This window comes from Streptosporangium longisporum, from assembly GCF_039534895.1.
Lineage (GTDB): Bacteria > Actinomycetota > Actinomycetes > Streptosporangiales > Streptosporangiaceae > Streptosporangium > Streptosporangium longisporum.
On sequence record NZ_BAAAWD010000016.1, the window covers coordinates 80557 to 93014 of the forward strand.

Sequence of the window (12458 nt, forward strand, 5' to 3'; positions counted from 1 at the left end):
TTCGCGCACCGGCCCGGCCGTCCCCCGGGCCGCGGGCCCGGTCGGCACCGGCGGCCGTCGACGGCGATCACCGCGGCGGGTCCTTCGGCGCCGGGGCCTGCCCCTGGGCGGGTCGGACCTCGCCGCAGGTCGCCACGTGCGGCTTGTGCAGGCTCTCCCACGGCCGCTTCGGGGGCGCGTCGACACCGTCGAGGCTGCGGGAGCGCCAGGCCAGACCGTCACGGTAGACGGCCTGGTTCCCGGCCTCGTCCGGTACGGAGTCCACCGCCATGCGCCGGTTGTGCACGGTGACGGTCCACAAGATCAGCGCGCTGCAGTCGTCGCAGCTGCGCAGCGCACTCGGCGGGGGGATCACGACAACCGCCCGTCGTGCTCGAACAGCCCGTCGTGCTCGGCGGGCGGGGGCGGCTCCTGCGGAGGGCTCACCGGCTGCTGGGCGGTCCGCCCGGCGGCGGCGTCGGGCACGTAGTGCCCGGCCTTGGTCACGCTCGGGCCGCCGCGGTGGGCGTGGCAGACCCGCTCCCACCCGGCGAGGGCGGCGTACCAGCGCCACCCCACGGACGGGGTGCAGCCGTACCCGCACGCCTTCCCAGGCTCGGGGGCCGGGGCTGTCGAATGAAACTTGGACATCATTCCTCCTGGTCAAGGTCGGTGATGGCGATCTGGCCGGGGATGTGGCCGGGCGGCCGGACGGTGAAGGTCTGCGAGATGACGAGCCGCCGGGAGGCGCGCACCCGCTTGCGGTAGCAGCCGCCGCCGAGGTGCCGGCCGAACCGGCGGCGCAGGGACGACTCGGCCCAGATGCGCCGGTTGCAGTCGGCGCACTTGGCCACCCAGCCGGTACGTCGCCGCCGGGGACGCTCCTCCAGATCCGGCTGCACGCTGAGCTGGTGCGGGTCAGTCATCGCGGACGTCCAGGTACACGGTGACCAGGCCGCTTTCGTCGCTGCGAGGCACCTGCCTGCTCTGGTGGGTGATGGTCAGCACCTGCGCCAGCTGGGTGACCTTGCGCGCGACTTGGCCGGGGGTGCCGACCACGCGGATCTGCACGTCCTGGCGGTGCGAGTACCGGCCTCGGGTGGTCATGATGCGGCTTGCTCCTTCCTCCCATCGGGGGCGGGCAGATGGTCGCGGGCGGCCCGGCGGGCGGTGCTGCCCATCAGGCCGTCCCGGTGGAGTCAGCGGCTTTGGGATCAGCGCCCAGGTGTGCGACGGCACGCCGCCAGGATTCGTGATCTTCGGGGCTCCACGGCCGGTCTGGGCCGCTCTCCGGCGCGGGGTGGGGTTCTGGGGCATCCCCCAGCGCCGTGTCCCGTGTGAGGCGTCTGAGGGCTTCGCGGAGTTCCGGGAGGTGCTGGTGCGCCTTGAACGTCGCTTCGTCGGCGACCATCACCGCGTAGCTGATGATCGCCTCGCGGGCGTACCCGGCGTGCAGGGCCTCGTCGATGGTGAGCGCGAGTTCGCGGCGCACCCACGGTTCGGCGGACCGGTAGCGGGGCACCTCGGCGACGATCGAGCGGGCGGACAACGAGGGGGGTCTCGGTTGCGCCGCAGGCGCCTCGCCGGTCTCGCGCGCGTTACGGTCCGTTCGCTGCCCTACGGGCAGAACCTGGGAAGGACCTCGTACTTTGAACGTACCGAACGTACCTACGTAAGGGACCGCAACCGTTGCGGTGTCGGGACGCAACGGTTGCGGTGTCGGGACGCAACCGTTGCGGTCGAGATCCGCAGTGGTTGCGGTCGAACCGTCCTCCTCCACCGCAACCGTTGCGGTGGAATCACCCTCCTGAACCGCAGCCGTTGCGGTGGAATCCGCCGCCGCCGCAGCCTCCGGCGACCGCAACGATTGCGGTTGAAGGTCGAGCGGCAGCCCCGGATGCGGCTCGTCCCGATGCTGCTGGCACGGCCCCACCCCCGGCGTGTCCGTCCCCCGGCCCGCCGCCTTCGTACACCGGCCGCCCTTCGCCGTCGGTGCCCCGCACCGGGGCACCTTCGGCTCCGGAGGGGCCAGCACATCGCGCGGCGGCCACGACAACTGGTAGATGTTGCGGCGATGCAGCCGGGTCACGATGATCCACCCGTCCGCCTCCAGCTCGGCCAGCGCAGGCTCCACCGTCCGCTCCGACAGGTCCAGGTCGGCCGCCAGCTCCCGGAGAGTCGGGTCCCACTCCTTGCGGTCCCGGCCGACCGTGTGGACATACAGCCGCTGCGCCACGGACGTCCGCGACGGGTGCCGGCCCCGCCAGAGGTACACCAGCAGAATCCACAGCAGGCCGCGGTCCAGCGCTCGCTGGGCCGGGGTGACGTACGGCCTCGCCCACGCCGGAAGGGCTGCCTCGTCGATTGACACGCCTTGCACGGTTCCGCCTCTTCGCTGGTGTTCACTCGGTGCGCTGCTGCGAGGCGGTATGTCGCGCCCACCACGCGGCCACGTCCTGGTGAGTCGCCTTGCTGGCGGCGCCCCCGGCGAGGAGCCGCAGCTGCGCGGCGGTGCGACCGGTCTTCAGCGACACGCACCACCAGGGGAGATCGGCTTGCCGACGCCAGGCGTCGATCGCCTCGTACAGCGCCTCCTGAGACAGCCCCTCCTGGGACAGTTCGGGGCTCGGTTGAGTCATCAGACCTCCATCACGGGGACAGGGGCCTGCGCAGGAGCCTGCGCAGGCACGGGGTCGAAGGAGGCGGCCGCGACCATGCCCGCCAGCACGGCCGCGGTGATCGCCACGGACACGGCGAGGTACGCCACCCAGATCGGGCGACGCCGAAAACGGGCGTTGACCGCGACGACCGATCCGCCGACGGCGAGCACCAGGAGCACGACGACGCACACGGCGGACGCGATGGCCATCACCGCCTTCACCGTTCCGAGCGCCTGGCGATGCGAGCCCGGATCTGGTCAAGCCCCTCGGCAACGGGCAGCTGGTCGTGTACGGCCCGGTCAGCGGCCAAGGTGGCTTCGACGACCGGATCCATGGGCAGGTCGCCGGTGCCGATGAGCACCTGCCGGGTGAGGTCCACCCCAAGACCGGCCAGCGCCAGGACCGACAGCAGCAGCTGGTTCACCGCCGCCGCCGCTCACGAAGCGCCAACCACTCCTCGTAGCCCTGCTGCATCTCGGCCGCGAGGAGCCGCCGCCGCCGGATGCGGCGGCGGCGCTCGAGTAAAACCTGAACGGAGAGCACCGCGGCCCCGCCCACGACGAGGACGCCGACGACGGCGAAGCCGTACACGATGACGCTGCCCGCGCCCGCGAGGAAATCAGCCATGTCAGGCGCTGCCGTTCGAGCCGCCGGCCTGACGCTCATCAGCGCGCGGTCCCCCGCACGCCGGGCACCGGCCGAACTCCGAGCACGCGCACACCGGGGCCGTGCCCGGGTCGGCTTTCAAGGCCGCGACGATCTCCTCGGCCAGTTCCCGCAGCCTCTGCGTCGACAGGCGGGCGTGGAGGATGTTAATCACGCTGGTCTCCCCTGGCCATGACGATCCCGGGCATCGTTCCCATGGCCTGCTTCATGGCCCGCTCGATCGTGGCCACGGCGGTTGGCTCGGCTACCGACTCGACGGCTGGCGGGCCGAGCCGTGAGGAGAGCGCCTCCGCGGCGTGCGGGCAGACGAACCAGATCCGGACGTACCTCTCACCGCCCTCCTGCTCGCTGCCGATGAGCAGCTTCGTCTTGCGCTGGTCACACATCACGTCTCCTTCGCGTGGTCGTCGCGGTGAAGGGCCTGCTCGAAGCGGGCGGTGTCCACGTTCAGCCAGGCAGTGCCTCGCCAGGTGCACTGGCCGGTACGGCACACGGCCTGCGCGCGGGCCCCGTCCGTGAACTCGATGGCGACGGTGGCCGTGACGCCTCGGCCGCTCATGCGGAACCGGCCAGGGCCGTCAGGCTGAACAGGGCCGAGCGCAGCACGTCGATGCCCTCGACGGGCCGCTCGCGGTCCTTGACGACGTTGACGGCGGCCACGAGCCGGGGGTAGCTGCGGCTCAGGCGCTGCCGGTGCTCAGGGGTCGCGGTGGCGATCAACGCCACCAGGTCCTGCTCCCACAGGGTGGGCTCGATGCCGTCCTCGGCCTTGAAGTGCCAGAGCACCCAGCGGATGGACTCCTCATCGAGGACGGCGGGCTCCCCGCTGTCGATGCGGTCGGCCACCTCGGCGACGACCTGCTCGTGGGCGATGACGATGCCGACCTCGTGCGGGCCGGACAGGATGCGGGCGATGCAGCCCGGAGACTCGGGGGCGGTAGGTGGTTGCACGTCGACGGACAGGTGAATCACGGGAGGTCCTTCCAGGGTCAGAGAGTCAGGCGGGCCCAGCGGCGGGCGAGGTGCCAGTCGCCGCAGGGGCAGGAACGCGCCGCCGTGGTGATGCGGCGGGCCCGGGGCAGCCTCCGGAGCGCGACCCGGGCCGCCTCCAGCGAGCTGTAGGGGTCGAGGTCCAGACGCGGGCACTCGATGGCCGCGAGGCACTCGTCCTGCGGCCAGGTCAGGTCTTGGAGCTCGGCCAGCGCGACGTCGGTGGAGTCGATCTCCGTGACGAACCGTTCGGGGTGGCCGGCCGGGAGCCGGACGACGAGCTCGAACGGTGCGGCCTGCGCCGGGGTCCGGCGGCGACGGCGGCGAGGCTGCAGCAGCCGGGCACCGTACCCCGCGCCGATGTAGAACGCGGCGACGATGCCGCTGGTGGCGGCGACGCTGACGATCGCAGCGAAGATGTCCATCAGTTCCAGCTCCAGCTGTGTTTCTTCGCCCAGGCCCAGTCGTCGGCGTGGGCGGCCGAGACCCGCTCGGCGAACGCGAGGGCCCGGTCCAGGCGGCGGTGCAGGCCAGCCATCGAGCCGGGATCTGCTGGTAGACGAGGGGCACCGCTGGGGCGGCGGGCTCGTTCGCGGGCGCGGGCGGCCCAGGCCCGCGCGGCGAACGCGCGGACCCGGGACGTACGGCGGTGACGTCCAGCCATCAGGCCGGGATCTGGTAGGCGGGCAGCACCGCCGTGGCGGCGGGCTCGGCCGAGGGCGGGACAACAGGCCCGGCCGGGCCCGGGACGAGGGGGCCCGGGACGGCCGGGCCCACGGGGGGCGGGACGGCGGGCCCGATCGGGACCGGGTGCGTGATCGGCGGCTCCAGCACGGCGACCGGGGACTCACCGGCGGGCGGCACCTCGGCCGACGTGGGCTCCGGACCAGCAGGCGGTGCGACGGAGGCCGCGGCCTCGGCCCGGCGCCGGTCGGCGTCCTCCTCCGCCTCCAGCGCGGACGCGATCACCGACAGCTTCGCCATCAGGTCCCGCGCATCCTGCGAGCTGGTGAACAGCAGGCTCTCGTGCCAACCGAGATGGAGAGACATGCACGGACGGCCGTTCATCCGGCCGAGTTCACCGACGGTGGGCCGATCCAGCTCCAGGCGCATACGGCGATCGAGGTAGGTCATGGCTGGTCCTTCCGGGGGGTGTCGTCCTTCTGCTCTGCGGACGCGGACAGCTGGGGGTGAGGCGGTTCGGACTGCTCGCGCACGTCCGGGGCGGGCGGGCCGTCGCCGCCCGGGGGCCGGTCGGTGCTCACCGGTTCCCCCGCGTCGGGCGCGGGCGGGTCGTCGTCGGCGGGCGGGTCGTTGACCGGCACCAGGGGGGTCAGGCCGCTCGCGATCTCCCGCAGCGTCACCCGCTGCGTGGGGAACACCTCCTCCACGGCCAGCTCGCGGCGCCGGACGCCACGCAGCAGCACCTGCAGCTGAGCGACGTCGTACGGGCTCCACTCGTCGATGCCGCTGCCGACCCGGCCCTCCAGCTGGTCGACGGTGACTCCCAGCCCGGCGAAGTCGTCGACCATCTCGCCGACGCGCTCCTGCATCGGGCGGCCGTCCCCCTTGACCAGGGTGGAGTGGCACAGGTCCTTGGCCTCCTCGACCAGCCACACCGGCAGGACGCTGATGATGACGGCCCTCAGGCGGCGGCTGGCGATGTCGGCCTGGGCGCCGTAGACGTCACGCGGGTCGGCGGGCTGGTCGAGGGCGCGCACCCAGAACGTCTGCGTCCGCCGGACGTTGCTCTCGGTGTCCCAGGCGTACACCTGCAGCTGGACCCGGCCGCCCACCTCGTCACGGTCCAGCTCGTTGACGCCGTAGTCGACGTTGCCCCAGCACCTGGCCAGCTCCCGGGCCAGGTGCACCGACTCACCGTGGACCAGCTCATCGCCAGACCAGTACTGGTAGAACGCCTTCTCGGCGAACCGCGGGTTCTTGCACGAGCGGCGCATCGCCGCGCGCGTCTTGGTCAGGTTCCGCGGGTGCATCCGGGACACCGCGATGGTGGCGTAGACGTCGCTCTCAGCGTGAGCGAGGTCCGCGAGCGCGGCCCGCTCAGCGTGCAAGGTGCTCATCACATGTTCTCCCGGTGCATACGCCTCTTCACCCACGCGGGCAGGGAGACGACTTCGATGTCGGTGGAGTAGCCGGGCCAGGTGTCGGTGGCGACGCACCGCGCATACAGCTCCAGCGCCTTCCGGTTACGGTCTTCGGCGATGCGCATCGCCGGGGGGTCGATCTCGGCGACGGTCACCACGTACGGCGGCTCCGTCTCCTGGCAGATCAAGACGAAGACGGTGCGGGAGGCGAGACCCAGCTCGCGCACACCGCGCGTGTACCACTCGCCCTGCTGGTGGTAGCCGCGGTCGTAGATGGCCTTCTCGATGTCGGGCGGCGCGGCGCTCTGACACGTCTTGTAATCCGCGATGATCATCCGCCGGGCGGTGGGGTACGGCAGGTGATCCAGCCGCGCCCGCTGCATGACCCCGGTCGCCTCGTCCCGCCAGACGATCGTCTGCTCGGTCAGGCCCCGCCGAGGGTCGAGCAGAGCGGACGCCTCCGGGTGCTCACGCAGCCGGGCGGCCATCTCCTTGACCTGCTCGTACTCCTTCGGCAGCAGCGGGGTCCTACCGGCCGCGTACGCGGCGTCCCGCTGCTCCTGGGCCTTGGCGGTCCGGTAGTTGTCGGCCTTGATGACGACGATCCCCGGGCCGCTCTGCAGGATCAGCTGGTGGGCAGCGGTGCCCAGGTTCATGGCGCGGCTCGGCCGCGACGGGTGCAGCTGCGCGTACCGGAACTTCGCCGGGCAGCTGGCGACCAGCTGCCGGGCGCCGGTGGACGACAGCGACCCACCCTCCACGGGGTCGGCGTGGTAGTCCTCCTCCGGCAGGTCCGGGTACACGCCCGGCCCGGGGACCATGACGCGCCCCTCCGGGGCGGCGAGCGCCGTCATCGGACACCACCGGCGCGGCGGGCCAGCCAGTCGGCGTAGCGGATGCACTCCACCGCGCCGGTGATCGGCACGACCAGCTCGCCGAGGTCCTCGACGTCGGCCGGGACCGGGTCGACGATGGTCCACGTGATCCGCCGCTCCTTCTGGGCGCTGGCGGCGGTGAGGGCCCGGGCGGTGAACCCGTTCACGGCGAGCAGGTGTCCGCGCCCTACGGCGGCCGCGTCGACGAGCACGACGGGCAGGGGAGGCATCATCGGCCGTCCCCCCCGTAGGGGTACCGACCACCCGGCCGGGCGGTCGGCGGCTCGGGCTGCTGGGCGGTCGGCGGCTCGAAGTCGGACCGCAGGTCCGTCAGCCACGAATCCGCGCCGTCGCTGTCTACGGCCCGGCCGCGGGTGAGCCGGGCGAGCAGCCGTTCCAGGCGGCCCGGAGGTTCAGAGGCGCTCATCACGCGCTTCCTCGTATCGACCCCGCTGTGATGGGGGATGATGGACATACGGCTTCTACGTCCTTTGCAGGTTGTGGATGTGGGGCCAGCGAGGCTCGGCCGGCCAGGGCTGGGCCTCGTGGCATGTCAGGAGCCGTTCGCGGCGAGCCGGTGCAGGGGAAGCCCGCGGTCGCGGAGCTTCACACCGCCGCTCGTGGGCGGCGGCACGGCCCGGGACGTTCGGGATCGTCTCGGCGCCGGGGGCGCTGCGGATGTACCGGCAGGCTGCTCGGCAGGCTCCTCGTCGGAGCGGCGCTGCCGCTTGGGGCGGCGCTCGTACATCACGAGGATCTCGGCGACGTGCTTCTCGGTGAACTTGTAGCCGTCCAGCAGCAGGTGAGGGATCTCCCTCTGCGCGCACTTGGTCTCGATCCAGCTCACCTTGCAGCCCAGCAGCAGGGCAAGCTCGTGCTTGTTGATGACGAGGGGTTCGGCCATCAGGTGCTCTGGCGGGACCGGCGGGCAGGCTTGGCGTACATGTCCTTGATCGCGATGAGGTCTTCGCGCGAGAAGCGGTAGTACCGCCCCAGCCTGTGGTGCGGGATCTCCTCCTTATTGGCCTGCGTCACGAGCCAGTGCTTGGACATGCGGACGATCTTGGCTGCCTCCTGCGGGGTGTAAAGCAGCTGGTCACCGTCAGGGGGGATGTCTGTGGTGGGAACTTGCATACGTAACACGCTACTAGTTAAAACTAGTTTTAACAAGTCAAAACTAGTTAGAACTACGTTGGACTGCCTAGAACCGGTTAGGACGCCCCAAAACCGTTTAGGACTCGTTTGAACTAGCTAAGACGCGTCAAAACTCGCTAAAACTGGTCAGGACTGCGACGGGCGTCTACAGTCGGAGTGACAGCGCGACAGGGAGAGAGCGAGCGACTCCTCCCCGCCGACAGGAGACGCCCCACCATGGACGAGACCCTTCACACGCCCGAGGACTGGGCACGCCTCGGGCGTCAGGTCAGGCAGCGGCGACAACAGCTGGACATGACCCAGCAGGGACTGGCCGCCGCCGGCGCCCCGTCGGTCACCGTCATCAGCAAGATCGAGGGCGCAAGGCCCGGCCCGTACGACGGCAAGATCATCGTGCGGCTGGAGAGAGCCCTCCAATGGGCGCCCGGCAGCATTGACGCCATTCTTAACGGAGGAGAACCAAGCCCAGTCGATAAGGACGCGACGAGCCCCCTGGAGATAGCGACCGTTAAGGCCGCAATTCCTCAAGCAGCGGAAACAGTCATACCGCCCTCAGGGCCCGTATCCGGAACTGCACTAAACGAGGCACTCCTGATGCACCTGAGGGCCATGGAGGAGCAGCAGGCCGCCCTGCTGCAGGAGGTCAAGGTGCTCCACAAGAAGGTCGACGACCTCCAGCGCCAGCAGGCCACGCACCAAGAACGCCACGAAACGGGCGAACAGGCATCGGCGTAACACCAGTTACACAGAGGGTTGTTCGGCATATACGGTCCACACACAAACAAACGTAACAAGAGCGTCACAAACGCTTTTAAAGCTGGTCAAGGATTGAATCATCCCCTTTTATGGGTGGGACATAATCCCTTGTTGTGAAGGGTGCAAAAGTGCTTTCGTTGCACTAACAGCAGGAGGTGACGACACTGTCCCGTCGTAGCCCAGCTCTTGACCGACTTGTGGAACGCTCCGTGACTGCTGCGGACAAGAGCCGGAAGACCGCTCCGAGGGAGGATCTGCTTCATGTGGTCAACGCGACCGCATGCAGAGGTCGAGCCTTGGAGGCTGTACGCGAGGCGTTACGGCACGAACTGACCTGCTCGACCCCGCCGCCGGAATTCGTGTCCGCGATGCGCGGTCCCAGCGGAGCACCCCGCCTGGTCTGTCTCGCCCTTCACGGGCGTAAGGCCCGCGTGGTCGTCCACCCCATCGGCATCTGGTCCCCCACCCGCGAAGCCGCGGCGTGGGACTCCATCACCCGCTACGTCCACAGCAAGGTCGCATGATGAGCCAGCCCAACGGGGACATCTACGGCATCGAGCGCGCCCCGTTCGAGCTGGAGGTCGGCGCCTTCGAGATCGACCCCGCCAGCGGTGAGATCCCCGTCGTGGTGATCAACAGTCGACTCCCCCACTCCTACGCCCTGCGCGCGATCAAGACCTGGCGGGAGCGCCTGATCCTGCCCGCGCCGCTCCTGGCGTTCATCGACCTGGTCAAGGAGTACCCGTTGGGGGCGATCATGGGGGCTACTGCAGCAGCCGCGACCGCCGCCACGGTCGCCATCACCGCGGCCCCAGTAACGCCTTCCCCCGCTGACACCCGGATCATCAGCGAGCACCTGACGGCGACGGGCATGACCCGCAACAGCCAGGCCCTCCCCGGCAGCACCCCCACCATCGCCTCCACTGCCACACGCCGGGTGCGGCCCTCACGCACCGCGGGCCCTTCACGCACCGCGCGCCCCTCCCGGAGCTCGGCGCCGACCTCCCGCGCCGAACGCCCCTCAGCAGATGCCTCCGCACCGGAGCTGTCCGACTCGCCAGCTCCGTCGCGCCCGCCTCGGTCCACCACTCCCCCGCCGGCCCCCACCGACGCAGCCCGGCCGGAGCAGACTGGACCGGCCACCAAGCCCCCCACACAACCCTCACAGCGGCCGTCTCCGGCAAAACCGACGCTCCTACCGCAGATCGACGTGGACGTACCGCTGATCGACGAGGACCCCATCGTGGACGGGGTGTGTGGGCTACTGCCGATCGGATGCCCGATCGGCTGAACACCACAGAGGAGCTAACCCCATGAGTTACGCCGAAAGGCGCGCGCAGAGCTGGCGCGTCCGCTACACCACGCCCACCGGTCAGCACCGGACCATGTCCGGATTCACCACGGCCCAGGACGCCCTCACGTACGGCCGCGAGCAGGAGGATCACGCACCCACCGAGCGAGGTGCGTGATGGGCTACGGCGAAAAGCACGGCAAGGGATACCGGGCCCGCTGGCGCGACGCAGCCGGCGATCTCCAGAGCATGAGCGGCTTCCCGACGAAGAAGGCCGCGAAGAACTACGCCGACGACCAAGAGGCCAACGTCCGGGCCGGCCGGTACGTAGACCCTCGCGCCGGCCAGATGCTCGTCAACGACTGGCTCACCGCCTGGTACGCATCCCTGGACCTGGAGCTGTCGACCATGGACCAGTACAGGTTCTTCCTGGAGACCTGCATCTTCCCCTTCTTCAAGAACCGGACGCTGGCCAGCCTGACAGCCGAGGAGATCAACGCCTGGGAGCGGGACCTGGTCAAGGTGTACGGCTACTACCCGTCCACCGCCCGCGGTGCCCGGGCCCGCCTCCACACGGGGCTTGAGGCCGCCGTCCCCTCCAAGATCAGCCGGAATCCGGCGACGCGCCCGAAGGCCAAGGGCAAGCGGGCCGACCGGCGCATCGCCAGGGTGCTGGAGCGGCGACGCATATCCGCCACGCCGCTGGAGATCCTGCTCATCGCCGAGCGGGCCGGCATGCTGGCCGGGCAGGCGGCGTTCATCCGGGTGATCTTCGACGCCTGGCTCGGGACCCGCTGGTCTGAAGGGAGCGGGTTCACCCCGGCCTGCTTCCGCGGCAGCCAGATCGACATCGACCAGAAACTCTACGAGTTGAACGGGCGTTTCTACCGTGGCTATCCCAAGGATGGCAGCATCCGCACCGTGGACGTCCCGCCGTTCCTGGAGCAACTGCTGGACCGGCACCTGAAGGACGATCCACCCCGGCGCTGCAGCTGTGACAAGAAGGAGGAGGAGCCGTACTGCAACGGCGCCGAGTACATCTTCCTCAGTTCCGAAGGCAGCCACATTCGGCGATCGGGTTGGGCGAAGCGCGTCATGCGGCCCGCAGCCGACGGCGTCCACCCGAGCCAGCGGCGGGGAGTTCCGGCGCAGCCGGTGATGGCGAGCCTGTCGGCCGGCTGGCCCGGGGTGCCTTTGCCGAAGGTCATCCCCGGACCGGACGGCGTCTACGAGGTGCCGAAGTTCCGCGGGTTCTTGCCCCGCGCCACTCGGGCCTCAGAGGTCAACAGCCGGTCGACCCGGGCCGAGCTGGTGGCCTACGCGCTCACGCAGGGAGCCAAGCCCCGGGATGTCGAAGGGCTGACGCGCGAGGAACTGCTGGACCGCTACGTCCGCAGCGCCTACGTCTCCCCAGAGGGGCCGGTGATGGCGTGGCTGCCGGTCTTCAAGGGCTTCGTGCCTCACGAGTCGAGGAACTCGCAGGAGACGTGGATGAGCGAGGACGGCATCCCGATCGTGCTGCGCGATGACCGGAGCGGCCACTCGGGCACCGGGCACGTACGGGAGGGGTACGAGGATCCGACCGAGGCGATGCGGGAGAAGCTCGTGGCGGCTCTGCAGCAGCGCTGGGAGCTCGCACTGGCGGGGCGGGCTGCGATGGAGCGGGTGTGGCAACTGGGGCCCGGGGAGCCGGGCTCGTCCCTGCCGCTCCTCGATGAGCTGCTGGAGCCGTACCGGGCCGCGCCGGTCACGGCCATCCGGCCGCTGCGGCTGCGGGCACGGCCCAAGCCGCTGGCGGCCCGGCGCGCGGCGGTGCCGTCATGAGCTCGCGACGTGCCCGCTGGGAGCACTTTCAAGATCCGCTCCCAATCTGCTCCCAAAACGGCTTTTCGATCTTGCTGGGAGGGGCCGATCCCCGGCGGGAATCGGCCCCTGACCTGCACGTCGGGGTGACAGGATTTGAACCTGCGGCCCCCTGCTC

26 protein-coding genes are annotated in these 12458 nt (G+C 70.3%); 5 read left to right on the forward strand and 21 right to left on the reverse strand.

Annotation, left to right across the window (positions count from 1 at the left end; genetic code table 11):
* Positions 1 to 67: 67 nt before the first annotated feature.
* The 21 genes from ABD832_RS30750 to ABD832_RS30850 form a co-directional block, all read right to left on the reverse strand.
* On the reverse strand, positions 68 to 355 hold the full coding sequence (locus tag ABD832_RS30750) for a hypothetical protein (RefSeq protein WP_344902124.1): 288 nt from the start codon (positions 353 to 355) through the stop codon (positions 68 to 70).
* Positions 352 to 630, reverse strand: a complete 279-nt coding sequence (locus ABD832_RS30755; RefSeq protein WP_344902127.1) for a hypothetical protein — start codon at positions 628 to 630, stop codon at positions 352 to 354. The genes ABD832_RS30750 and ABD832_RS30755 overlap by 4 nt, the downstream gene beginning before the upstream one ends.
* On the reverse strand, positions 630 to 905 hold the full coding sequence (locus ABD832_RS30760) for a hypothetical protein (RefSeq protein WP_344902130.1): 276 nt from the start codon (positions 903 to 905) through the stop codon (positions 630 to 632). Before ABD832_RS30760 ends, ABD832_RS30755 begins: the two co-directional genes overlap by 1 nt.
* Entirely contained in the window at positions 898 to 1086 is a 189-nt protein-coding gene (locus tag ABD832_RS30765) for a hypothetical protein (protein ID WP_344902132.1), read from the reverse strand. Before ABD832_RS30765 ends, ABD832_RS30760 begins: the two co-directional genes overlap by 8 nt.
* A gap of 73 nt (positions 1087 to 1159) precedes the next feature.
* Complete coding sequence (locus ABD832_RS30770) at positions 1160 to 2350, reverse strand: hypothetical protein (RefSeq protein ID WP_344902135.1); 1191 nt, start codon at positions 2348 to 2350, stop codon at positions 1160 to 1162.
* 31 nt (positions 2351 to 2381) lie between these two features.
* Positions 2382 to 2618 (reverse strand): hypothetical protein, encoded by a 237-nt coding sequence (locus tag ABD832_RS30775; protein ID WP_344902138.1) that lies wholly within the window; start codon positions 2616 to 2618, stop codon positions 2382 to 2384.
* The gene (locus tag ABD832_RS30780) at positions 2618 to 2848 is read right to left on the reverse strand and encodes a hypothetical protein (RefSeq protein WP_344902141.1); all 231 of its coding nucleotides are present in this window, start codon (positions 2846 to 2848) and stop codon (positions 2618 to 2620) included. The genes ABD832_RS30775 and ABD832_RS30780 overlap by 1 nt, the downstream gene beginning before the upstream one ends.
* Before the next feature lie 8 nt (positions 2849 to 2856).
* Positions 2857 to 3063 carry a hypothetical protein gene (locus ABD832_RS30785; protein WP_344902144.1) on the reverse strand — a complete coding sequence of 69 codons (207 nt, stop codon included), beginning with the start codon at positions 3061 to 3063 and terminating at the stop codon, positions 2857 to 2859.
* Entirely contained in the window at positions 3060 to 3266 is a 207-nt protein-coding gene (locus tag ABD832_RS30790) for a hypothetical protein (protein WP_344902147.1), read from the reverse strand. Before ABD832_RS30790 ends, ABD832_RS30785 begins: the two co-directional genes overlap by 4 nt.
* A gap of 1 nt (position 3267) precedes the next feature.
* Complete coding sequence (locus ABD832_RS30795) at positions 3268 to 3459, reverse strand: hypothetical protein (protein WP_344902150.1); 192 nt, start codon at positions 3457 to 3459, stop codon at positions 3268 to 3270.
* Positions 3452 to 3691, reverse strand: coding sequence for a hypothetical protein (locus ABD832_RS30800; RefSeq protein WP_344902152.1), 240 nt, complete (start codon positions 3689 to 3691; stop codon positions 3452 to 3454). Before ABD832_RS30800 ends, ABD832_RS30795 begins: the two co-directional genes overlap by 8 nt.
* A complete protein-coding gene (locus tag ABD832_RS30805) occupies positions 3691 to 3864 on the reverse strand; it encodes a hypothetical protein (RefSeq protein WP_344902155.1) in 174 nt (57 codons plus the stop codon). The genes ABD832_RS30800 and ABD832_RS30805 overlap by 1 nt, the downstream gene beginning before the upstream one ends.
* A complete protein-coding gene (locus tag ABD832_RS30810) occupies positions 3861 to 4277 on the reverse strand; it encodes a hypothetical protein (RefSeq protein WP_344902158.1) in 417 nt (138 codons plus the stop codon). The genes ABD832_RS30805 and ABD832_RS30810 overlap by 4 nt, the downstream gene beginning before the upstream one ends.
* Before the next feature lie 17 nt (positions 4278 to 4294).
* Entirely contained in the window at positions 4295 to 4720 is a 426-nt protein-coding gene (locus ABD832_RS30815; RefSeq protein WP_344902160.1) for a hypothetical protein, read from the reverse strand.
* Between the two features lie 238 nt (positions 4721 to 4958).
* Entirely contained in the window at positions 4959 to 5429 is a 471-nt protein-coding gene (locus ABD832_RS30820) for a hypothetical protein (protein ID WP_344902162.1), read from the reverse strand.
* Complete coding sequence (locus ABD832_RS30825; RefSeq protein WP_344902165.1) at positions 5426 to 6376, reverse strand: hypothetical protein; 951 nt, start codon at positions 6374 to 6376, stop codon at positions 5426 to 5428. Before ABD832_RS30825 ends, ABD832_RS30820 begins: the two co-directional genes overlap by 4 nt.
* The gene (locus ABD832_RS30830) at positions 6376 to 7254 is read right to left on the reverse strand and encodes a PD-(D/E)XK nuclease-like domain-containing protein (protein WP_344902168.1); all 879 of its coding nucleotides are present in this window, start codon (positions 7252 to 7254) and stop codon (positions 6376 to 6378) included. Before ABD832_RS30830 ends, ABD832_RS30825 begins: the two co-directional genes overlap by 1 nt.
* Complete coding sequence (locus tag ABD832_RS30835) at positions 7251 to 7508, reverse strand: hypothetical protein (protein ID WP_344902171.1); 258 nt, start codon at positions 7506 to 7508, stop codon at positions 7251 to 7253. The genes ABD832_RS30830 and ABD832_RS30835 overlap by 4 nt, the downstream gene beginning before the upstream one ends.
* Entirely contained in the window at positions 7505 to 7702 is a 198-nt protein-coding gene (locus ABD832_RS30840; protein WP_344902174.1) for a hypothetical protein, read from the reverse strand. Before ABD832_RS30840 ends, ABD832_RS30835 begins: the two co-directional genes overlap by 4 nt.
* Before the next feature lie 126 nt (positions 7703 to 7828).
* Complete coding sequence (locus ABD832_RS30845) at positions 7829 to 8179, reverse strand: hypothetical protein (RefSeq protein ID WP_344902177.1); 351 nt, start codon at positions 8177 to 8179, stop codon at positions 7829 to 7831.
* Positions 8179 to 8409: a helix-turn-helix domain-containing protein gene (locus ABD832_RS30850; RefSeq protein ID WP_344902180.1), complete on the reverse strand. Its 231-nt coding sequence runs from the start codon at positions 8407 to 8409 to the stop codon at positions 8179 to 8181. Before ABD832_RS30850 ends, ABD832_RS30845 begins: the two co-directional genes overlap by 1 nt.
* A gap of 237 nt (positions 8410 to 8646) precedes the next feature.
* On the opposite strand from ABD832_RS30850, the gene ABD832_RS30855 reads away from it, so the two are divergent.
* The 5 genes from ABD832_RS30855 (at position 8647) to ABD832_RS30875 (ending at position 12301) form a co-directional block, all read left to right on the forward strand.
* Positions 8647 to 9165 carry a hypothetical protein gene (locus ABD832_RS30855; protein WP_344902183.1) on the forward strand — a complete coding sequence of 173 codons (519 nt, stop codon included), beginning with the start codon at positions 8647 to 8649 and terminating at the stop codon, positions 9163 to 9165.
* A 317-nt stretch (positions 9166 to 9482) separates the two neighbouring features.
* Positions 9483 to 9710, forward strand: coding sequence for a hypothetical protein (locus ABD832_RS30860; RefSeq protein WP_344902186.1), 228 nt, complete (start codon positions 9483 to 9485; stop codon positions 9708 to 9710).
* Positions 9710 to 10477 (forward strand): hypothetical protein, encoded by a 768-nt coding sequence (locus tag ABD832_RS30865; protein ID WP_344902189.1) that lies wholly within the window; start codon positions 9710 to 9712, stop codon positions 10475 to 10477. Before ABD832_RS30860 ends, ABD832_RS30865 begins: the two co-directional genes overlap by 1 nt.
* Before the next feature lie 22 nt (positions 10478 to 10499).
* Positions 10500 to 10655, forward strand: a complete 156-nt coding sequence (locus ABD832_RS30870) for a hypothetical protein (RefSeq protein ID WP_344902192.1) — start codon at positions 10500 to 10502, stop codon at positions 10653 to 10655.
* Positions 10655 to 12301: a hypothetical protein gene (locus ABD832_RS30875; protein WP_344902195.1), complete on the forward strand. Its 1647-nt coding sequence runs from the start codon at positions 10655 to 10657 to the stop codon at positions 12299 to 12301. Before ABD832_RS30870 ends, ABD832_RS30875 begins: the two co-directional genes overlap by 1 nt.
* Positions 12302 to 12458 lie beyond the last annotated feature (157 nt).

Coding starts and splice junctions, on each gene's coding strand:
- ABD832_RS30875 (WP_344902195.1), top strand. CDS start 10,655: ATGGGCTACGGCGAAAAGCACGGCAAGGGATACCGGGCCCGCTGGCGC.
- ABD832_RS30840 (WP_344902174.1), bottom strand. CDS start 7,702: ATGAGCGCCTCTGAACCTCCGGGCCGCCTGGAACGGCTGCTCGCCCGG.
- ABD832_RS30855 (WP_344902183.1), top strand. CDS start 8,647: ATGGACGAGACCCTTCACACGCCCGAGGACTGGGCACGCCTCGGGCGT.
- ABD832_RS30825 (WP_344902165.1), bottom strand. CDS start 6,376: ATGAGCACCTTGCACGCTGAGCGGGCCGCGCTCGCGGACCTCGCTCAC.
- ABD832_RS30790 (WP_344902147.1), bottom strand. CDS start 3,266: ATGGCTGATTTCCTCGCGGGCGCGGGCAGCGTCATCGTGTACGGCTTC.
- ABD832_RS30870 (WP_344902192.1), top strand. CDS start 10,500: ATGAGTTACGCCGAAAGGCGCGCGCAGAGCTGGCGCGTCCGCTACACC.
- ABD832_RS30850 (WP_344902180.1), bottom strand. CDS start 8,409: ATGCAAGTTCCCACCACAGACATCCCCCCTGACGGTGACCAGCTGCTT.
- ABD832_RS30755 (WP_344902127.1), bottom strand. CDS start 630: ATGTCCAAGTTTCATTCGACAGCCCCGGCCCCCGAGCCTGGGAAGGCG.
- ABD832_RS30760 (WP_344902130.1), bottom strand. CDS start 905: ATGACTGACCCGCACCAGCTCAGCGTGCAGCCGGATCTGGAGGAGCGT.
- ABD832_RS30835 (WP_344902171.1), bottom strand. CDS start 7,508: ATGATGCCTCCCCTGCCCGTCGTGCTCGTCGACGCGGCCGCCGTAGGG.
- ABD832_RS30845 (WP_344902177.1), bottom strand. CDS start 8,179: ATGGCCGAACCCCTCGTCATCAACAAGCACGAGCTTGCCCTGCTGCTG.
- ABD832_RS30800 (WP_344902152.1), bottom strand. CDS start 3,691: ATGTGTGACCAGCGCAAGACGAAGCTGCTCATCGGCAGCGAGCAGGAG.
- ABD832_RS30830 (WP_344902168.1), bottom strand. CDS start 7,254: ATGACGGCGCTCGCCGCCCCGGAGGGGCGCGTCATGGTCCCCGGGCCG.
- ABD832_RS30815 (WP_344902160.1), bottom strand. CDS start 4,720: ATGGACATCTTCGCTGCGATCGTCAGCGTCGCCGCCACCAGCGGCATC.
- ABD832_RS30780 (WP_344902141.1), bottom strand. CDS start 2,848: ATGGCCATCGCGTCCGCCGTGTGCGTCGTCGTGCTCCTGGTGCTCGCC.
- ABD832_RS30775 (WP_344902138.1), bottom strand. CDS start 2,618: ATGACTCAACCGAGCCCCGAACTGTCCCAGGAGGGGCTGTCTCAGGAG.
- ABD832_RS30765 (WP_344902132.1), bottom strand. CDS start 1,086: ATGACCACCCGAGGCCGGTACTCGCACCGCCAGGACGTGCAGATCCGC.
- ABD832_RS30820 (WP_344902162.1), bottom strand. CDS start 5,429: ATGACCTACCTCGATCGCCGTATGCGCCTGGAGCTGGATCGGCCCACC.
- ABD832_RS30805 (WP_344902155.1), bottom strand. CDS start 3,864: ATGAGCGGCCGAGGCGTCACGGCCACCGTCGCCATCGAGTTCACGGAC.
- ABD832_RS30865 (WP_344902189.1), top strand. CDS start 9,710: ATGAGCCAGCCCAACGGGGACATCTACGGCATCGAGCGCGCCCCGTTC.